The 17,179-nt window shown below is 48.3% G+C and carries 15 protein-coding genes; 14 read left to right on the forward strand and 1 reads right to left on the reverse strand.

Going from position 1 to position 17,179, the window contains the following annotated elements:
• Nucleotides 1–45 precede the first annotated feature (45 nt).
• The 7 genes from guaB to ACO0K3_RS02265 all read left to right on the forward strand — a co-directional run bounded on the left by guaB (nt 46) and on the right by ACO0K3_RS02265 (nt 6,920).
• Nucleotides 46–1,506 (forward strand): IMP dehydrogenase, encoded by a 1,461-nt coding sequence (gene guaB / locus ACO0K3_RS02235; protein WP_422958402.1) that lies wholly within the window; start codon nt 46–48, stop codon nt 1,504–1,506.
• A gap of 67 nt (nt 1,507–1,573) precedes the next feature.
• On the forward strand, nt 1,574–2,623 hold the full coding sequence (locus ACO0K3_RS02240) for a GGDEF domain-containing protein (protein ID WP_422981475.1): 1,050 nt from the start codon (nt 1,574–1,576) through the stop codon (nt 2,621–2,623).
• 17 nt (nt 2,624–2,640) lie between these two features.
• Entirely contained in the window at nt 2,641–4,236 is a 1,596-nt protein-coding gene (guaA, locus tag ACO0K3_RS02245; protein WP_422981477.1) for a glutamine-hydrolyzing GMP synthase, read from the forward strand.
• 26 nt (nt 4,237–4,262) lie between these two features.
• Nucleotides 4,263–4,898 (forward strand): 7-carboxy-7-deazaguanine synthase, encoded by a 636-nt coding sequence (queE, locus tag ACO0K3_RS02250; RefSeq protein ID WP_422981479.1) that lies wholly within the window; start codon nt 4,263–4,265, stop codon nt 4,896–4,898.
• Between the two features lie 27 nt (nt 4,899–4,925).
• On the forward strand, nt 4,926–5,369 hold the full coding sequence (queD, locus tag ACO0K3_RS02255; protein ID WP_422956861.1) for a 6-carboxytetrahydropterin synthase QueD: 444 nt from the start codon (nt 4,926–4,928) through the stop codon (nt 5,367–5,369).
• 55 nt (nt 5,370–5,424) lie between these two features.
• Nucleotides 5,425–5,907 carry a tRNA adenosine(34) deaminase TadA gene (gene tadA / locus ACO0K3_RS02260; RefSeq protein ID WP_422981481.1) on the forward strand — a complete coding sequence of 161 codons (483 nt, stop codon included), beginning with the start codon at nt 5,425–5,427 and terminating at the stop codon, nt 5,905–5,907.
• 83 nt (nt 5,908–5,990) lie between these two features.
• A complete protein-coding gene (locus ACO0K3_RS02265) occupies nt 5,991–6,920 on the forward strand; it encodes an LD-carboxypeptidase (protein WP_422981483.1) in 930 nt (309 codons plus the stop codon).
• A 77-nt stretch (nt 6,921–6,997) separates the two neighbouring features.
• Here ACO0K3_RS02265 and ACO0K3_RS02270 read toward each other — a convergent pair whose 3' ends face one another.
• Entirely contained in the window at nt 6,998–8,659 is a 1,662-nt protein-coding gene (locus tag ACO0K3_RS02270) for an MFS transporter (RefSeq protein WP_422958396.1), read from the reverse strand.
• A 357-nt stretch (nt 8,660–9,016) separates the two neighbouring features.
• On the opposite strand from ACO0K3_RS02270, the gene ACO0K3_RS02275 reads away from it, so the two are divergent.
• The 7 genes from ACO0K3_RS02275 to ACO0K3_RS02305 all read left to right on the forward strand — a co-directional run bounded on the left by ACO0K3_RS02275 (nt 9,017) and on the right by ACO0K3_RS02305 (nt 17,090).
• Nucleotides 9,017–10,195, forward strand: a complete 1,179-nt coding sequence (locus ACO0K3_RS02275) for an acetyl-CoA C-acyltransferase (RefSeq protein ID WP_422981485.1) — start codon at nt 9,017–9,019, stop codon at nt 10,193–10,195.
• A gap of 150 nt (nt 10,196–10,345) precedes the next feature.
• A complete protein-coding gene (locus ACO0K3_RS02280) occupies nt 10,346–12,163 on the forward strand; it encodes an acyl-CoA dehydrogenase (protein ID WP_422981487.1) in 1,818 nt (605 codons plus the stop codon).
• Between the two features lie 69 nt (nt 12,164–12,232).
• The gene (locus ACO0K3_RS02285; RefSeq protein WP_422981489.1) at nt 12,233–13,027 is read left to right on the forward strand and encodes an SDR family oxidoreductase; all 795 of its coding nucleotides are present in this window, start codon (nt 12,233–12,235) and stop codon (nt 13,025–13,027) included.
• A 151-nt stretch (nt 13,028–13,178) separates the two neighbouring features.
• Nucleotides 13,179–13,625, forward strand: coding sequence for a PaaI family thioesterase (locus tag ACO0K3_RS02290; protein WP_422958392.1), 447 nt, complete (start codon nt 13,179–13,181; stop codon nt 13,623–13,625).
• A gap of 154 nt (nt 13,626–13,779) precedes the next feature.
• Nucleotides 13,780–15,042 (forward strand): serine hydrolase domain-containing protein, encoded by a 1,263-nt coding sequence (locus ACO0K3_RS02295; RefSeq protein ID WP_422982097.1) that lies wholly within the window; start codon nt 13,780–13,782, stop codon nt 15,040–15,042.
• A 7-nt stretch (nt 15,043–15,049) separates the two neighbouring features.
• Nucleotides 15,050–16,060, forward strand: a complete 1,011-nt coding sequence (locus tag ACO0K3_RS02300) for an NADP-dependent oxidoreductase (RefSeq protein WP_422981491.1) — start codon at nt 15,050–15,052, stop codon at nt 16,058–16,060.
• 100 nt (nt 16,061–16,160) lie between these two features.
• Complete coding sequence (locus ACO0K3_RS02305; RefSeq protein WP_422981493.1) at nt 16,161–17,090, forward strand: glutathione S-transferase family protein; 930 nt, start codon at nt 16,161–16,163, stop codon at nt 17,088–17,090.
• Nucleotides 17,091–17,179: the final 89 nt, after the last annotated feature.

Below are 17,179 nucleotides of genomic sequence, written 5' to 3' on the forward strand. Positions count from 1 at the left end.
GGCAAGTTTTCTGTATAATTCGGTTTTGCGCCTATAGGAAATACTATGCGTTTACTCCAAAAAGCACTCACTTTTGATGACGTGCTGCTCGTTCCGGCATACTCGAACATCCTCCCTAAAGATACCTCTCTTGCGACCAATTTGACTCGCAATATCAAACTGAACATTCCTTTGGTGTCGGCTGCCATGGATACAGTGACTGAAGCCAGATTGGCAATTGCCATGGCTCAGGAAGGCGGTATTGGTATCATTCATAAAAATCTCACTGCAAAAGAGCAGGCGAGAGAAGTAGCTAAGGTTAAACGGTTTGAGTCCGGTGTATTGCGCGATCCGATCACGATTCCACCGGATATGAAAATACGTGATGTCATCGCCTTGTCTCAGCAGCATGGCATTAGCGGCTTTCCTGTCGTAGAGGGTAAGTCAGTTGTGGGGATTATTACCAACCGTGATTTGCGGTTTGAAGAAGAGCTTGATGCTGAGGCTCGCGCCAAAATGACGCCGCGCGAAAAACTCGTATTCGTCAAAGAAGGTGCCGATCTGGCTGAGGCTAAACGCCTCATGAACAAGCACCGTCTTGAGCGTGTGCTGGTCGTTGATGATGCGTTTGAATTGCGCGGCTTGATTACCGTAAAAGATATTCAGAAATCGACAGAACATCCGTTTGCGTCTAAAGACGAACAAGGTAAATTGCGTGTAGGTGCTGCCGTTGGCGTTGGTCCTGATAATGATGAAAGAATTGATTTACTGGCCAAAGCTGGGGTTGATGTGATCGTAGTGGATACTGCGCACGGCCATTCAAAGGGCGTATTAGATCGCGTTCGCTGGGTAAAAACAAAGTACCCGCATATCGAAGTTATTGGCGGCAATATCGCTACCGCTGCTGCAGCCTTGGCCTTGGTTGAACACGGTGCTGATGCAGTCAAAGTAGGCATTGGTCCCGGTTCCATATGTACAACCCGTATTGTTGCCGGTGTAGGCGTTCCGCAGATCACAGCTATTGCCAATGTCGCCAATGCCTTAAAAGGTACGGGCGTGCCTTGTATCGCTGATGGTGGCGTACGTTTCTCTGGCGATGTATCTAAAGCTTTGGCTGCCGGTGCATCGACAGTCATGATGGGAAGTATGTTTGCAGGTACAGAAGAAGCGCCTGGCGAAGTTATTTTATTCCAGGGTCGTAGCTACAAGTCGTATCGCGGTATGGGAAGTCTAGGGGCAATGGCTGATGGATCTGCCGACCGTTATTTCCAGGATGCTTCTAATAATGCAGATAAGTTGGTACCAGAGGGTATTGAAGGACGCGTTGCTTATAAAGGTAGCGTTCTGGCAATTCTGTATCAACTGGTCGGTGGTGTGCGCTCCTCTATGGGGTATTGTGGTTGCGCATCAATTGATGATCTGCATACCAAAGCTGAATTTGTTGAAATTACTTCAGCCGGCATGAGGGAGTCGCATGTACATGATGTCCAGATCACGAAGGAAGCACCTAACTACCGCGCGGACTGATTGGCGTGACAAGGGTGCTTAATAAGGTTCTTAATAGCGTGTTTCAGGTCATTGCAAGGAGTGCGGTATGGCAAGTCAGCTAGATCGTTCTAATCCTGCAACCTTTATTCCATTGGGTGGCAACACCGGCGATTTGCGTGCTGAGACTAATCAGGTAAAGATTGCCCGGTTTGAGCGGTTGGCCAGCAAATTGTTTGGTGTTTCAAACTGCCTGATTTATTTGGGTGACTTGGCGACCAGATTTGAGCCTGGTGAGCGCTCTATGGCAGCAATAGAGGCAATGTTTTGTTCTAGTCTAGTATTGGCAGAAGACCTCTTTGTCGTTGACGATACGACAAAACACCACGAAATTGCAACGCATCCTTTAGTCACTGGCGCACCTTATATCCGATTTTATGTGGCCTATCCCATCACTGATCAGGCCGGAGACGTAGTTGGAAATATTGCGCTACTCGATTACGACGCGCATCCGTTCGAAGATGAATCCCGCTTGTTGTTAGCGGATCTGGCGGTATTGATTGAGCGTGAAATTGCCTCAGGTATTTTGTATCAGGCGCATCAGGAATTAATCAGGCAACATCGTAGCCTCAAGCGTGAGTCTCTGATTGATCCGATATTAGGTACTTGGAATAAAGCCGCAATCAGCCGTTCTCTTCAAATCGAAATGGATCGATGTAGCAAGTCAGAAAAACCGCTCGCACTGATTTTTGCCACACTGGATCAGATTGCACAGATTCGCGATCTGCATGGCATTGCCTTTAGTGATATAGCGATGGTCAGGGTAGTCAGTCGCATTCGTTCCTGCGTCAGGCCATTTGACGCTTTAGGGCGTTTTGGTAATGACATTTTTCTGATCGTTTTGCCTGGAGCATCCTTGTTGGTTGCCACCGCTGTCGCAGAGCGCATACGTATTGGTGTGATGTCGCATCCTGATCAGATTGAGGGCGAGCTGGTTCAACTCACAATCAGTGCGGGAATCGTATCAACGGATATGTATCCCAACGCAGAGCCAGAAATATTAATCAGTCTTGCTGAGAAAGCACTACTGTCAGCGAAAACCGCTGGTAACAATCACGTCGCGCAAGCAAGTTTTGCCCAGCCCGACATTATTATTTGACTGAAAAATTTACTCTCATGCACTCAAAAATTCTCATTCTTGATTTCGGTTCCCAGGTGACGCAATTGATTGCACGTCGTGTGCGTGACTCTGGCGTTTTTTCTGAAGTTCATCCTTACGATGTCAGTGACGAATTTATTCGAAACTACGGTGCAGCCGGGATTATTTTGTCAGGTGGCCCGAATAGTGTGACTGAAGGGGATACGCCACGCGCACCAATGGCCGTGTTTGATGTTGGTGTTCCTGTTTTTGGGATCTGTTACGGTATGCAGACGATGGCTGAGCAGTTAGGTGGCAAGGTAGAAAATGGTCTGGTACGTGAGTTTGGCTATGCCGAAGTCCGTGCCCGCAGCCATACCGCATTACTGAATGGCATCAATGATTTCGTCACACCGGAAGGTCATGGCATGCTCAAGGTATGGATGAGCCATGGCGATAAAGTAAATGAAATGCCGGCGGGCTTTAAATTAATGGCATCAACGGATAATTGCCCGATCGCGGCAATGGCTGATGAAGAACGTCGCTATTATGCAGTGCAGTTCCATCCAGAAGTTACGCATACCCTGCAAGGTGAGGCTATTATTTCTCGCTTTGTTCATGAAATTTGCGGTTGCAAATCCGACTGGAATATGCCGGATTACATCTCGGAAGCAGTTGAATCGGTTCGTCAACAAGTTGGTACAGATGAGGTAATTCTGGGTTTGTCTGGCGGTGTTGACAGTAGTGTTGCTGCTGCGCTGATTCATCGTGCCATCGGCGATCAATTGACGTGTGTCTTCGTCGATCATGGCCTGCTGCGTCTTGATGAAGGCAAAATGGTGATGGAAATGTTCGCCAATAACCTCGGTGTTAAAGTCATTCATGTCGATGCAACTGCCCAGTTCATGGGACACCTCACCGGTGTAACTGACCCGGAAGCTAAACGTAAAATTATCGGACGTGAGTTTGTTGAGGTCTTTCAGGTCGAATCTGCCAAGCTAAAAAATGCCAAATGGCTGGCACAGGGCACGATATACCCAGACGTTATTGAAAGTGCTGGCAAAGGTAAAAAAGGATCGCATACGATTAAGAGCCATCACAACGTCGGTGGTTTGCCAGATACATTAAATTTAAAATTGCTTGAACCTCTGCGTGAGCTGTTTAAGGATGAAGTTCGTAAATTAGGTGTCGCGCTAGGTTTGCCGCATAGTATGGTGTATCGCCATCCATTCCCTGGTCCTGGTCTGGGTGTCAGGATTTTGGGTGAAGTTAAGAAAGAATTTGCAGATTTGCTGCGTCGGGCTGATGCGATTTTTATCGAAGAGCTACGCAATTCACAAGTTGCCGGATTGACGGGTGACAAAGCAATGTCTTGGTACGATGCAACCAGTCAGGCCTTCGCTGTATTTTTACCGGTCAAGTCGGTCGGCGTCATGGGTGATGGTCGCACTTATGAATATGTGGTCGCGCTGCGTGCTGTCCAGACACAAGATTTCATGACGGCGCACTGGGCGCATTTACCGCACGAATTGCTGGGTAAGGTATCTAACCGCATTATTAATGAAGTGCGTGGCATTAACCGTGTGGTCTATGATATCTCCGGTAAACCGCCAGCCACCATCGAGTGGGAATAAATCATTAAGAATGAACGAGTAATTTTGTGACATACAGCGTTAAAGAAATTTTCTATACCCTGCAGGGCGAAGGCAATCATGCTGGTCGCCCTGCAGTATTTTGTCGCTTTGCCGGCTGTAATTTATGGACGGGCAGGGAAGAGGATCGTGCTACTGCGATTTGTCAGTTTTGCGATACCGATTTTGTTGGCACTGACGGCGAACGTGGCGGCAAGTTCAGGCAGGCTACTGAGTTAGCGGAGACAATCAACCGCTTGTGGCCGCAAGATTATGCAGCAAGTAAATATGTTGTGTTCACTGGCGGTGAACCTTTACTGCAATTGGATGCTGAGCTGATTGTTGCTATGCATGCAGCGGGTTTTGAAATTGCGATTGAAACCAATGGTACCTTGCCCGTGCCTGACGGCGTTGACTGGATCTGCGTCAGCCCTAAAATGGGTTCTGAGCTTGTTGTTCGCAAGGGCAATGAACTCAAAGTCGTGATTCCACAACTAGGTCAAAATATGCAAGCCTATGCTGCGCTGGATTTTCAGCACTATTTTGTGCAAGCGATGGATGGTCCGCAACAAGCAAAGAACCTGCAAATCGCCGTAGATTTTTGCAAGCAGCATCCGCACTGGAAGCTGAGCCTGCAAACCCATAAGCTTCTTCAAATACCGTAATTTTCGTCATTTTCGTTTAGGTTTTACATGCTTACCATCACAAGAAAAGTGGAATTCGATACTGGTCATCGTATTCCAGATCACAACAGTCAATGCCGTAATTTGCATGGGCATCGCTATACCTTGCTGATTACCTTGACTGGTGATGTGGTAGAAAAAGATGGCGAGTCCGATAATGGAATGATCATGGATTTCGGTGACATCAAAGCCTTGGCAAATCAGTATCTGGTCGATCTGTGGGATCATGCTTTTATCGTTTACGAAAAAGATACCGCCGTCAGAAATTTTTTGGAAAGTATGCCAAACCACAAGACGGTTGTGATTGATCGTGTACCGACAGTCGAGAACCTAGCCAAGATTGCGTTTGATATGCTGAAAGATGTTTACCATGACCGCTATGGTCGGGCGTTATCGCTGACCAAGGTGACTTTGTATGAGACACCTAATTGCTGGGCAGAGATTGACGGCTAATTTTTTAGTTGCGCAAAGAATGAGTTCTGACCTCGTCTACTCCCAAGACTAATTAATGAAAACCGATGTTGATTTCATGCAAATCGCTCTCCAGCAAGCACAGCTTGCCTGGGATCTGGGCGAGGTGCCGGTTGGAGCTGTTCTGGTCAAGGACGGCGAAGTTATTGCTTATGGTTATAATCAGCCGATAGATAAACATGATCCAACCGCTCATGCAGAGATTATGGCGTTGCGGGCTGGTGCCGAAATTCTAGGAAATTACCGGCTTCCCGGTTGCGAGTTATATGTGACCCTGGAACCATGCATGATGTGTGCCGGAGCAATGATGCATGCGCGCCTGGCTAAAGTCGTATATGGTGCCAGTGACCCGAAAACAGGTGTCTGTGGCTCTGTCCTGAATTTGTTTGAGCAAAGCAAACTCAATCATCATACTGCGGTAATCGGTGGCGTGATGTCAGAGGAGTGCAGCACTTTATTAAAAGACTTTTTTGCCAGTAGACGAGCGGCGCAAAAAAAGCCCATGGCGATCAATCGATAGCTGTCTCAATCTTAGAAGAGTTATTCTGCTTAGGTAGGGTAAGCGGATGGCATCATCGCTAATCATTTCATTCAGGATTATTCATGACGATTGATTTTCCTATCCCAGATTCATCAAGACGCGAGCCAGGCATTGCGATTGTCGGTGTCAGCGGCGGTGCGATTGATGATGTAGCCGTAGAGCGAGGAGTACAGGCTCTGAAAAAATCAGGGTTGCGTGTATATAATTTTTATCAGCCAGATCAAAAATTTCAGCGCTTCGCCGCGGCAGATGCCGGACGGGTTGCTCAGATTCATGCGGCAGCAGATCATCCAGACGTCGACATCGTGATGGCATTGCGTGGCAGTTATGGACTTTCGCGTTTATTGCCACTTTTAAATTACAAAAAATTAGCGAACAGTGGCAAATGTTTTGTGGGTCACAGTGACTTTACAGCCTTGCAAATGGCCTTGCTAGCTTATGAGAATAAGTCGAGTGTTGCAGGCCCCATGCTTTGTGATGACTTCACCAGAGAAGACCTGAGTGAGTTCACCTTAACAAGTTTTTTCGATTGTGTCCGGCAGCAGCGACATACGGTGAGATTTGATTCTGCAGATGCCGATGATATCCTCGTCAGCGGAGTACTTTGGGGGGGCAATCTTGCTATGCTGACGCATCTGACGGGAACTCCTTATTTCCCGCAAATTGAACAAGGTATTTTGTTTGTAGAGGATATTGCTGAGCATCCGTACCGCGTAGAGCGCATGATGTTACAACTACATTTTGCCGGAGTTTTGGCGAGGCAAAAAGCGATCATTTTTGGAAACTTCTCTGCGTATAAATTAGCGCCGCATGACAATGGCTATAATTTTGATGAAATGATCCGCTATCTACGGTCTGTTATTTCTGTTCCTATCATTACCGGACTGCCTTTTGGGCATATCAAAGATAAGGTATCGCTCGTTGTCGGTAGTCAGACTACATTGATTTCGGAGCGGGGAGTAGTTGAACTGGTCATGGATTATCAGTTTTAAAAGAGCTTCGGGTTCAACGAATAACTATAAAAAAAGCCGTCAAATTTGACGGCTTTTTGCTTTACAGTTTGCAGCGCTTAATCTGCCGCATAAATATCGTTGTCTTTGGTTTCTTTAATGAACAAGGTGCCGATCACAAAAGTTGCCAGAGCGATGATGATTGGATACCACAGACCGTAGTAAATATCACCTTTGAACGCAACCAGTGCAAATGCCGTTGTCGGTAACAAACCACCAAACCAGCCGTTGCCGATGTGATATGGCAGAGACATTGATGTGTAGCGAATGCGTGTTGGGAACATTTCTACCAGCATTGCAGCAATAGGACCGTACACCATGGTTACATACAAAACCAAAATCGTCAGCAGTAACAAGACCATAGGTTTGTCGATTTGCGTCGGATCGGCTTTAGCAGGGTAGCCAGCAGCTTTAATCGCATCAGCAAATTCTTTAGAGAATGCTTTATCTTTTGCTGCGGCTTCTTCTTTTGGCAAGCCTGTAGAGCTATACGACTGAATCACCTTATCTCCGACCTTGACAGAGGCTGCCGTGCCAGGAGCGGCGATTTCATTCGAGTAGTTGACAGAAGCCGATGCCAGTTTCGCTTTGACGATATCGCAGGAAGAAGTAAATTTCTTCGTACCAGTCGGGTTGAACTGGAACTGGCAATCGGCAGGATCTGCTGTGACTACCACCGGTGCGTTTTTCAGCGCATTTTCCAGCGCTGGATTTGCATAGTGCGTCAATGCACTAAATATCGGAAAGTAAGTCAATGCAGCGATCAGGCAACCTGCCAAGATGATAGGCTTACGACCAATTTTGTCAGACAAAGAGCCAAAGACAAGGAAGAATGGCGTGCCAATAACAAGAGAAGCAGCGATAAGAATATTGGCAGTAGCGCCATCTACTTTCAATGTTTGTTGCAGGAAGAACAGCGCATAGAACTGACCTGTGTACCAGACAACTGCCTGACCTGCTGTTAAACCGACCAGAGCCAGAATAACGATTTTCAGGTTTTTCCATTGACCGAAAGATTCTGTCAAAGGTGCTTTAGATGTTTTGCCTTCTGCTTTCATTTTTGCAAAAGCTGGGGATTCATTCATGGACAAGCGTATCCATACTGAAATTGCCAGCAGGAATACGGATACCAGGAAAGGAACGCGCCAGCCCCAAGCCGAAAATTCCTCTTCGCCAATTGCTGTACGTGTACCCAGAATCACCATCAGTGACAGGAATAAACCCAATGTCGCCGTTGTCTGAATCCATGCAGTGAACGCACCGCGTTTGCCGTGAGGCGCGTGCTCAGCAACATAAGTTGCAGCACCACCATATTCACCGCCGAGTGCCAGACCCTGCAATATACGTAATGACACAAGAATAATCGGTGCGGCAATACCAATGGAGGCATAGTTTGGTAATAAGCCGACACAGAAAGTCGAACCACCCATGATCAGGATCGTGACTAGGAAGGTATATTTACGGCCAATCATGTCACCCAGACGCCCAAACACCAATGCGCCAAAAGGACGAACAATAAAGCCCGCTGCAAAAGCCAATAAAGCAAAAATAAATGCCGTATTTGGATCGGTACCTGCGAAAAACTGTTTTGCAATGATGGCTGCGAGTGAGCCATACAGATAAAAGTCGTACCATTCAAATACAGTACCCAGTGAAGATGCGAAAATAACTTTGCGCTCTTCAGCCGTCATACCGCCTGACGCTGCTTGTGCTGTCGCCATGCTTGTCTCCTATTATGTTTTAAAGTTGTAGGCAAACTTGAGTCCGAAATAGCCAGACTTAGTTTTTGCGCAAGTTGAGTGTGCAAGCTGAAACTTACGGCATGCTTTCTTGAAACTTACAGAAACTTACGTTTGCTGTTGTTTGCGGTTTATTTGCCCAAAAACATCATAAAAATTACTTTATTTTTTTGCGAACGGTCGTACTAAAAATATGCTATTCTCATATTCAGCTATTTTAAAAGCGTGGTCAGCCGTCTTTTTTACTTGCCTAAAAACGCCGTTGCTTCAGTATTGCCAAGCTCGTTGTAATCGTCACTTCATTCAAAATTATTAAACTAAATCTATTAGGAGACTCACATGTCTGATGCTGTCATCGTATCCACCGCACGTACCGGCCTCGCAAAATCCTGGAAAGGCGCATTCAATATGACCCATGGCGCCACCATGGGAGGTCATGTATTGAGCGCAGCGATAGAGCGCGCGAAGATTGATGCGGCAGAAGTAGAAGATGTGATCATGGGGTGCGCAACGCCTGAAGGTGCTACGGGTAGCAATATTGCACGCCAGATCGCCTTACGTGGCGGATGTCCGGTGACAACGGCTGGGATGACGGTGAATCGTTTCTGTTCTTCCGGCTTGCAAACTATTGCTCTGGCAGCACAACGTATTATTGCTGGCGAAGGCGATATCTACGCCGCTGGTGGTGTTGAGTCCATCTCTTGCGTACAGAATGAAGCAAATACGCACATGATCATTGATCCATGGTTAAAGCAACATAAGCCAGAAGTGTACTGGCCTATGCTACAAACTGCCGAAACTGTCGCCAAGCGTTATAACATCGCTCGCGATCGCCAGGACGAATATGGTGTGCAAAGCCAGTTGCGCGCCGCTGCCGCCCAGGCAGCAGGTTTGTTTAATGCTGAAATCGTCCCGATGACGACAATCATGGGTGTTGCCGATAAGGCGACAGGCATGCTGATCAGTAAAGAAGTTACTATTTCCGCAGATGAAGGCATTCGTCCGGACACAACATTAGAAGCCGTATCGAAAATCCGCTCCGCTGTACCTGGTGGCGTAATCTCTGCTGGTAACGCAAGTCAATTCTCTGACGGTGCATCTGTTGCAATTTTAATGAATAGTAAAGTCGCTGAAGCGAAAGGTTTGCAACCACTCGGTATTTTCCGTGGCTTTGCGATTGCCGGTTGTGAGCCAGATGAAATGGGCATCGGTCCAGTCTATGCGATTCCAAAATTACTGAAAAAAGCCGGTCTTAAGGTAGAAGATATCGGCCTGTGGGAATTGAATGAAGCGTTTGCTGTACAGGTACTATATTGCGCAGACAAGCTTGGCATCCCGATGGATAAGTTAAATGTCAATGGCGGTGCGATTGCAGTGGGCCATCCTTATGGCGTATCAGGCGCGCGTCTGACTGGTCATGCCTTAATTGAAGGTAAACGTCGCGGTGCAAAATTTGTAGTCGTCACTATGTGTATCGGCGGCGGTCAAGGTGCGGCTGGCTTGTTTGAAGTGGTGTAATCGTTAAGCGACTGATTAGCTTTAGTGATTAACTTCACTGCGACACCATGAGATAGAAATAAAGACGAGCAAGACGGGAAACGCCTGTCTTGCTTTTTTTAAAGGCAAGAACGATTTATCGTCCTGCCAACGCCCAACATCTGACCCGCTATGCAATCAAAAATCATCCCCCGTCGTGACCTCGATTTTTTGCTGTATGAATGGCTGAATGTCGAATCTTTAAATCAGCGTGAACGTTTTGCTGATCACAATCGTGAAACTTTCAACGCTGCGCTTGATACCTGCGAACAGATCGCCACTGAATTATTTGCACCGCATAACAAAAAAAATGACCAGAACGAGCCGCATTTTGATGGCGAGGTCGTGCATATTATTCCTGAAGTAAAGACGGCATTAAATGCCTTTTGTGATGCCGGCTTGATGGCTGCCGGGCAGGACTTTGAGCTGGGCGGTATGCAGTTGCCATGCGTAGTCGAAAAAGCGGGATTTGCGTATTTTAAAGGCGCAAACGTCGGTACCTCTTCTTACCCGTTTCTGACGATCGGCAATGCCAATACACTGATGAAATGTGGCACGCCGGAACAGATAGAACTCTTCGCCAAGCCAATGCTGGAAGGGCGCTACTTTGGCACCATGTGCCTGTCTGAGCCGCAAGCGGGTTCTAGCCTGTCTGATATCGTGACACGCGCCGAGCCTCAAGAAGATGGTAGCTACAGGCTGACCGGTAATAAGATGTGGATCTCCGCCGGCGAACACGAATTGTCAGAGAACATCGTGCATCTGGTGCTCGCAAAAGTCCCGGATGAAAATGGTAAACTGATTCCGGGTGTCAAAGGTATTTCATTGTTCATCGTACCGAAAAAACTGGTGAACAAAGATGGTTCTCTCGGCGAACGTAATGATGTTGTGCTGGCGGGGCTCAACCATAAAATGGGCTATCGCGGCACGACTAATTGCCTGCTGAATTTCGGCGAGGGCAAGTTCAAACCGCAAGGCAAAGCTGGGGCAATCGGCTATCTGGTCGGTACTTTGCACAAAGGACTGACGAGTATGTTCCACATGATGAATGAGGCACGTATTGGTGTTGGTCTGGGCGCCGTCATGCTCGGCTACACCGGTTATTTGCATTCACTGGACTACGCCCGAAATCGCCCGCAAGGCCGTAATCCGCAAGCCAAAGATCCAGCGACAGCGCAATTACCAATTATTCAGCACACCGACGTTAAACGCATGCTGCTTGCGCAAAAAGCTTATGTCGAAGGTGGTCTGGCACTGAATTTATATTGCGCGCGACTGGTCGACGAAGAGCGTAGCGCCCCGGCCCCGGAAGCAAGAGCGCATGCCTTATTACTGCTCGACATACTTACCCCGATTGCTAAATCCTGGCCATCTCAATGGTGCCTCGAAGCGAATAGCCTGGCGATCCAGATCCATGGTGGCTATGGCTATACCCGTGAATATAATGTTGAGCAATTCTATCGTGACAATCGCCTGAATCCGATTCACGAGGGGACACATGGTATTCAGGGGCTTGATCTGCTGGGACGTAAAGTTATTATGCAGGATGGTGCCGCGTTTAAGGCTTTAGGTGCTGAAATACAAGTCACAATCAGCCGTGCTGCCGGACAACCGGCTTTGTCTGATTATGCGCAGGCCTTATCGCTGGCTTTGCGCCGGATTGCGATGGTGACGCAACAATTGTATGGCGCCGGCGACCTTAACAAAACACTGGCAAACGCGTCTCTTTATCTAGAAGCTTTTGGTCATAGCGTTGTTGCCTGGATCTGGCTGGAGCAAGCCTTATTATCCACCGGCAAAGAGGCCCATCATGACGCGAATTTTTATGCTGGCAAACTACAGGCGTGCAAGTATTTCTTTCAATGGGAACTGCCGAAGGTACATCAGCAGCTAGATTTACTGGCGAGTCTGGATACGACCACCCTGGATATGCAGGACGATTGGTTCTGATATTGAGCGATCTATTGAGTTGCATTTTTTGTACATCACACACTTTATAAAAAATAATCGGAGACAAATATGAGTACAGCTGCACGCACGACACAACAATTATTCGATCTTAAAGGCAAGACCGCACTGATCACTGGCGGCTCCCGTGGTCTTGGCCTGCAAATGGCTGAGGCCCTTGGTGAACAAGGTGCTAAAGTCATTGTGTCCTCGCGCAAGCAGTCCGACCTCGACGAGGCGGTTGCTCATCTTAAGGCCCGTGGAATTGATGCTACTGCCATTGCCGCCGATCTGGGTAGGGACGGCAGTGTCAAACCGTTGGTCGATGAAGCATTGGCGCGCCTGGGTCACATCGATATCCTGATCAACAATGCGGGCGCAACTTGGGGTTCGCCTGCGGAAGATCACCCGGCTGAGGCCTGGGACAAGGTCATGAACCTAAATATCCGTAGCATCTTTTTGTTGTCGCAAGAAGTGGGTAAGCGTTCGATGATTCCGCGTAAACACGGCCGCATCATCAACATCGCATCCATTGCGGGTCTCTCGGGCAATGCTCCTGGCACCATGCAAACCATTGCCTACAATACGTCTAAAGCCGCTGTCATCAATTTCACTCGTGCTCTGGCAGGTGAGTGGGGGGTATATGGCATTACGGTCAATGCGATAGCACCAGGGTTCTTCCCGTCCAAAATGACCAAGGGCATACTCGAACATCTGGGTGAAGAAAAACTCGCCAAAGAAGCGCCGCTACAACGTATCGGCGATGATGAGGATCTGAAAGGTGTTGCCCTGCTGTTCGCCTCCGACGCCGGCAAACATATTACTGGCCAGACTCTCGCGGTCGATGGCGGTGTCTCCGCCGTGTAATGCGCTGTGTAACAACCAAGCATGCCTGACTGGGTTAGCTGCGTGTATGCGCAGACGGGGCGCGATTAGCACTCTCGGCTCTCACTGTAAGCACACTGAGCTAAACCAGTAATACACGCATTCTCATTGCAGCACAGACTACGGATACTTTATGAGCTTACCAATCGCGCAGCCTAGCCCGGCACTCAATCCGTTTTTACACGATATGGGTGTCGAGTTTTTAGAAATGGCAAATGGTCGTGCCAAGATCGCGCTCGACCTGTCAGAGCGTCACATGAATAGCTGGCAAATCACGCATGGCGGGGTCATGATGACCATGCTTGACGTCGTCATGGCGATGGCGGGGCGTTCATTGAGCGATGATCTAAAGGGCGTTGTCACGGTCGAAATGAAAACGACTTTTCTACAGCCAGGCGGCGTCCCCGGTGGTCGTATCGAAGCGCGCGGCTTTGCCTTTCATCGCTCCACTACCATGTGTTTTTGCGAAGGGGAAATATGGAACGGAGACAAACTCATCGCCAAATCCATGGGTACGTTTAAATATCTGCGTCGCCTGAAGTCGGGCGAGAACATGAAAAAACTTTACGGTAGTGATTAGTGTAAGTGCACGACGAGTAGTTGATTACAAAGTAGAAGCAAGTCCTGATAAATCCACATGAATGGAAAGAGGAGACAACATGCCCGAACAGAATCATCCAAGGTATTTCTCATCACGTTTTAATATGAGCTTGAAGATCATCCTAGGGGGATTGATGGCCGCCACATTCGGTAGCGCGACTGCACAAACTGCCTTGCCGGATCCGGCAAGCACCGATCCAAAATCGCTGGGATGGATGCAAGGTTTTCCTCCTGCCCCAGACAAAGTCATTAAATTCAGTAATGGCAGCAACTATCAATTTCCACGTACTCGCTGGTCATTTTCGCATGGACGAGAGCTAGGTCCGACATCGAATGTCTGGCATGGTCATTTGCCAGCCTCAGTGTTGCCGCAGGCGCCTGCCAATCTGGATGGCATCAGTTTTACTGATGATAAAGGTGTGGCGGCGACCTGGGCAGATATGCTGAATCTGACTTATACCGATAGTGTATTGGTAATGCACAAAGGTAAAGTCGTGTACGAAAAATACTTCGGTATTAGTAAACCCCAATTGCCGCATATTGCGATGTCGGTGACCAAATCTTTTGTCGGTACACTGGCCGCGACAATGGCAGTTGAAGGCACGCTTGATCCCTCTGCTCAAGTGACTACCTATCTGCCTGAGTTGAAGGGAACTGCGTATGGTGATGCGACCGTTCGTCAGGTCATGGACATGACAATCGGTGTTCAGTATTCAGAAAATTATGCCGACCCGAAAGCAGAAATCTGGGACTATGCCCGCTCCGGCGGTTTGCTCCCGACTGCACCAACATATGATGGCCCAAAAACGTTTTACGACTTTTTGATGAAATTAAAAAAAGAAGGTAACCATGATGAGGCTTTCGCGTATAAAACCGTCAATGCCGAAGTGCTCGCCTGGATCATTAAGCGCGCCAGCGGCAAGTCCCTGTCAGATTTGTTGTCTGAACGTATCTGGCAAAAACTCGGTGTCGATAACGACGCCTATTTTGCTGTTGATAGCATAGGCACAGAGCAGGGTGGCGGCGGACTGAATCTCACTTTGCGCGACATGGCACGTTTTGGAGAAATGATGCGTCTTGACGGCAAATTCAACGGACAGCAGATTCTGCCAAAAGCAGCTATCGACGATATTCGTAAGGGTGGTGACAAGACTAAATTTGCCAAGGCTGGTTACGCCACCATACCCGGTTATTCCTACCGTAATATGTGGTGGATAGGCCATAACAATCACAACACATTTGAAGCGCGCGGTATTCATGGTCAGCGTATTTACATCGACCCGGTGGCCGAAATGGTCATCGTTAAATTTTCTTCCCACCCCATTGCGGCTAACGGCGCGAGTGATCCCATCACCTATCGTGCGTTTCAGGCATTGGCTAACCACTTGATGAAATGAGATCAATATGAGTAAGGTAATCACTGGTAATTTTCAGCGCATCGTTCTGGCGTCCCGTCCTGATGGTGAAGTCAAGGTCGATAATTTTCGACTAGAGTCGGTACCCGTTCCTGACATTAAAGATGGCGAAGTATTAGTGCGCAATCATTTTTTGTCGCTCGATCCTTACATGCGCATGCGTATGGAAGATACAAAAAGTTATGCCGCACCACAGGTAATTGGCGAGACCATGATCGGTGGTACGGTCGGTGAAATTGTGGCGACGAATAATCCTAAATTTGCGGTTGGCGATCAAGTCGTTGGTATGCTAGGTTGGTCAGAAATGGGTGTGTCCGACGGTGTCTTATTGCGCAAAGTCGATACGACACACATCCCTTTGTCCGCTTATCTCGGATCAGTCGGTATGCCTGGTATGACAGCCTGGTACGGCTTAACGCAAATCATGCAAGCCAAAGAAGGCGACACCATTGTTGTCTCTGCCGCCAGTGGTGCGGTGGGCAGTGTCGTCGGTCAGCTGGCTAAATTACGCGGTTGCCGCGCAGTCGGTATCGCTGGTGGCGCCGAGAAGTGTGCGTATGTTGTCAATGAGCTTGGTTTTGATGCCTGCATCGATTACAAAGCCGGTAATCTGCAAGCTGATCTGGCTGCCGCGACACCGAACGGTATTGACGCTGTATTTGAAAACGTTGGCGGCGAAATTTTCGACGCTTGCCTGGCACGTATGAATGCCTTTGGTCGCATCGCTTTGTGCGGCATGATTGCAGGCTATGACGGTGAACCTTTGCCAATCAAAAATACCCGTATGTTATTGACGATGCGCTTGACCATGCGTGGTTTCATCGTATCCGAACATATGGATTTATGGCCACAAGGACTCAAGGAATTAGGCACGCTGGTCGCCACTGGTAAATTGAAATTCCGCGAATCGGTTGCTCCCAATCTGGCGGCGGCACCGGATGCATTCCTTGGTTTGTTAAAAGGGAAAAACTTCGGTAAGCAATTGGTCAAGCTCAATTAGCACAAGTCTTTAATCAAATTCCTTTCCTTTACTAATACTGCGAATGCTAGATTAATAAAGGAGGGGGTAAAAAGGTGCGGCATCGACGTAAGGACTACACATGTCAGAAATTATTTTTCACCACTATCCGGTTTCTCCATTTTCGGAAAAAATCCGCCTGATTTTTGGCTTCAAGAACCTGGCATGGAAATCCGTCATGATTCCGTCAATCATGCCAAAGCCCGATGTCACGACACTGACTGGCGGATATCGCCGTACCCCTGTCATGCAGATCGGTGCGGATATTTATTGCGATACTGCTTTGATTGCCGATGTACTAGAGCGTATCGCTCCGGCACCGAGCTTGTATCCGCCAGCGATCGCCGGACTGTCAAGAACAGTGGCGCAATGGGCTGATACAAGCTTATTCTGGACGGCGATCGCGTACACATTTCAGCCCGCTGCGATGTCTGGCATTCTCGGTGACATCACTCCCGAGCAAATGAAAGCTTTCGGTGCCGATCGTGCAGCAATGCGTGCCGGTGCACCCCGCATGTCCTTGCCAGAAGCGACAGGGCAATTGCTGGAATACCTGCGTCGTATCGAAGATATGTTGAATCAGGGTTCGGCATTCTTGCTCGGAGCTGATGCTAGCATCGCGGATTTTTCTACTTATCACGCGCTATGGTTTATCCGTCGGGTTCCTGCAGTTGCAGGTATCTTGGATGCCTACCCGCTGACATTGGCCTGGATGGATAAAGTCGCTGCATTTGGTCAGGGGAATCCAGAAAAAATGCGCAGCACAGAGGCAATCGAGTTTGCTCATAGCGCAACGCCATTGCTATCCGACGCCTCACTGCTGGATACGCATGGAATTGCCTTGGGTGAGATGGTTACCGTCATGCCGACGGACTACGCACTGGATCCGGTTGCCGGTGAGCTAGTGTGCGCAAGTGCCAATGAATTTGCGGTCAGACGCATTGATGAGCGTGCTGGGACCGTGGTTGTGCATTTTCCACGGGTCGGTTTTCAGATGAAGCGTGCAGAGTAAGCAATCAAGGTAATCAACGCATTCACGAATAAAGAAAGAAGCAAAAGCCGATTTCTTTTAAAACACGCAATAAAGTAATTGATCAACGA

Source organism: Undibacterium sp. Rencai35W, assembly GCF_049340185.1.
In the GTDB taxonomy this organism is placed as follows: Bacteria; Pseudomonadota; Gammaproteobacteria; order Burkholderiales; family Burkholderiaceae_D; genus Undibacterium.

Bases quoted from the DNA above. Each gene is read 5' to 3' on its own strand.
- guaB (WP_422958402.1), top strand. From the start codon at position 46: ATGCGTTTACTCCAAAAAGCACTCACTTTTGATGACGTGCTGCTCGTT.
- ACO0K3_RS02240 (WP_422981475.1), top strand. From the start codon at position 1,574: ATGGCAAGTCAGCTAGATCGTTCTAATCCTGCAACCTTTATTCCATTG.
- guaA (WP_422981477.1), top strand. From the start codon at position 2,641: ATGCACTCAAAAATTCTCATTCTTGATTTCGGTTCCCAGGTGACGCAA.
- queD (WP_422956861.1), top strand. From the start codon at position 4,926: ATGCTTACCATCACAAGAAAAGTGGAATTCGATACTGGTCATCGTATT.
- tadA (WP_422981481.1), top strand. From the start codon at position 5,425: ATGAAAACCGATGTTGATTTCATGCAAATCGCTCTCCAGCAAGCACAG.
- ACO0K3_RS02265 (WP_422981483.1), top strand. From the start codon at position 5,991: ATGACGATTGATTTTCCTATCCCAGATTCATCAAGACGCGAGCCAGGC.
- ACO0K3_RS02270 (WP_422958396.1), bottom strand. From the start codon at position 8,659: ATGGCGACAGCACAAGCAGCGTCAGGCGGTATGACGGCTGAAGAGCGC.
- ACO0K3_RS02275 (WP_422981485.1), top strand. From the start codon at position 9,017: ATGTCTGATGCTGTCATCGTATCCACCGCACGTACCGGCCTCGCAAAA.
- ACO0K3_RS02280 (WP_422981487.1), top strand. From the start codon at position 10,346: ATGCAATCAAAAATCATCCCCCGTCGTGACCTCGATTTTTTGCTGTAT.
- ACO0K3_RS02285 (WP_422981489.1), top strand. From the start codon at position 12,233: ATGAGTACAGCTGCACGCACGACACAACAATTATTCGATCTTAAAGGC.
- ACO0K3_RS02290 (WP_422958392.1), top strand. From the start codon at position 13,179: ATGAGCTTACCAATCGCGCAGCCTAGCCCGGCACTCAATCCGTTTTTA.
- ACO0K3_RS02295 (WP_422982097.1), top strand. From the start codon at position 13,780: ATGGCCGCCACATTCGGTAGCGCGACTGCACAAACTGCCTTGCCGGAT.
- ACO0K3_RS02300 (WP_422981491.1), top strand. From the start codon at position 15,050: ATGAGTAAGGTAATCACTGGTAATTTTCAGCGCATCGTTCTGGCGTCC.
- ACO0K3_RS02305 (WP_422981493.1), top strand. From the start codon at position 16,161: ATGTCAGAAATTATTTTTCACCACTATCCGGTTTCTCCATTTTCGGAA.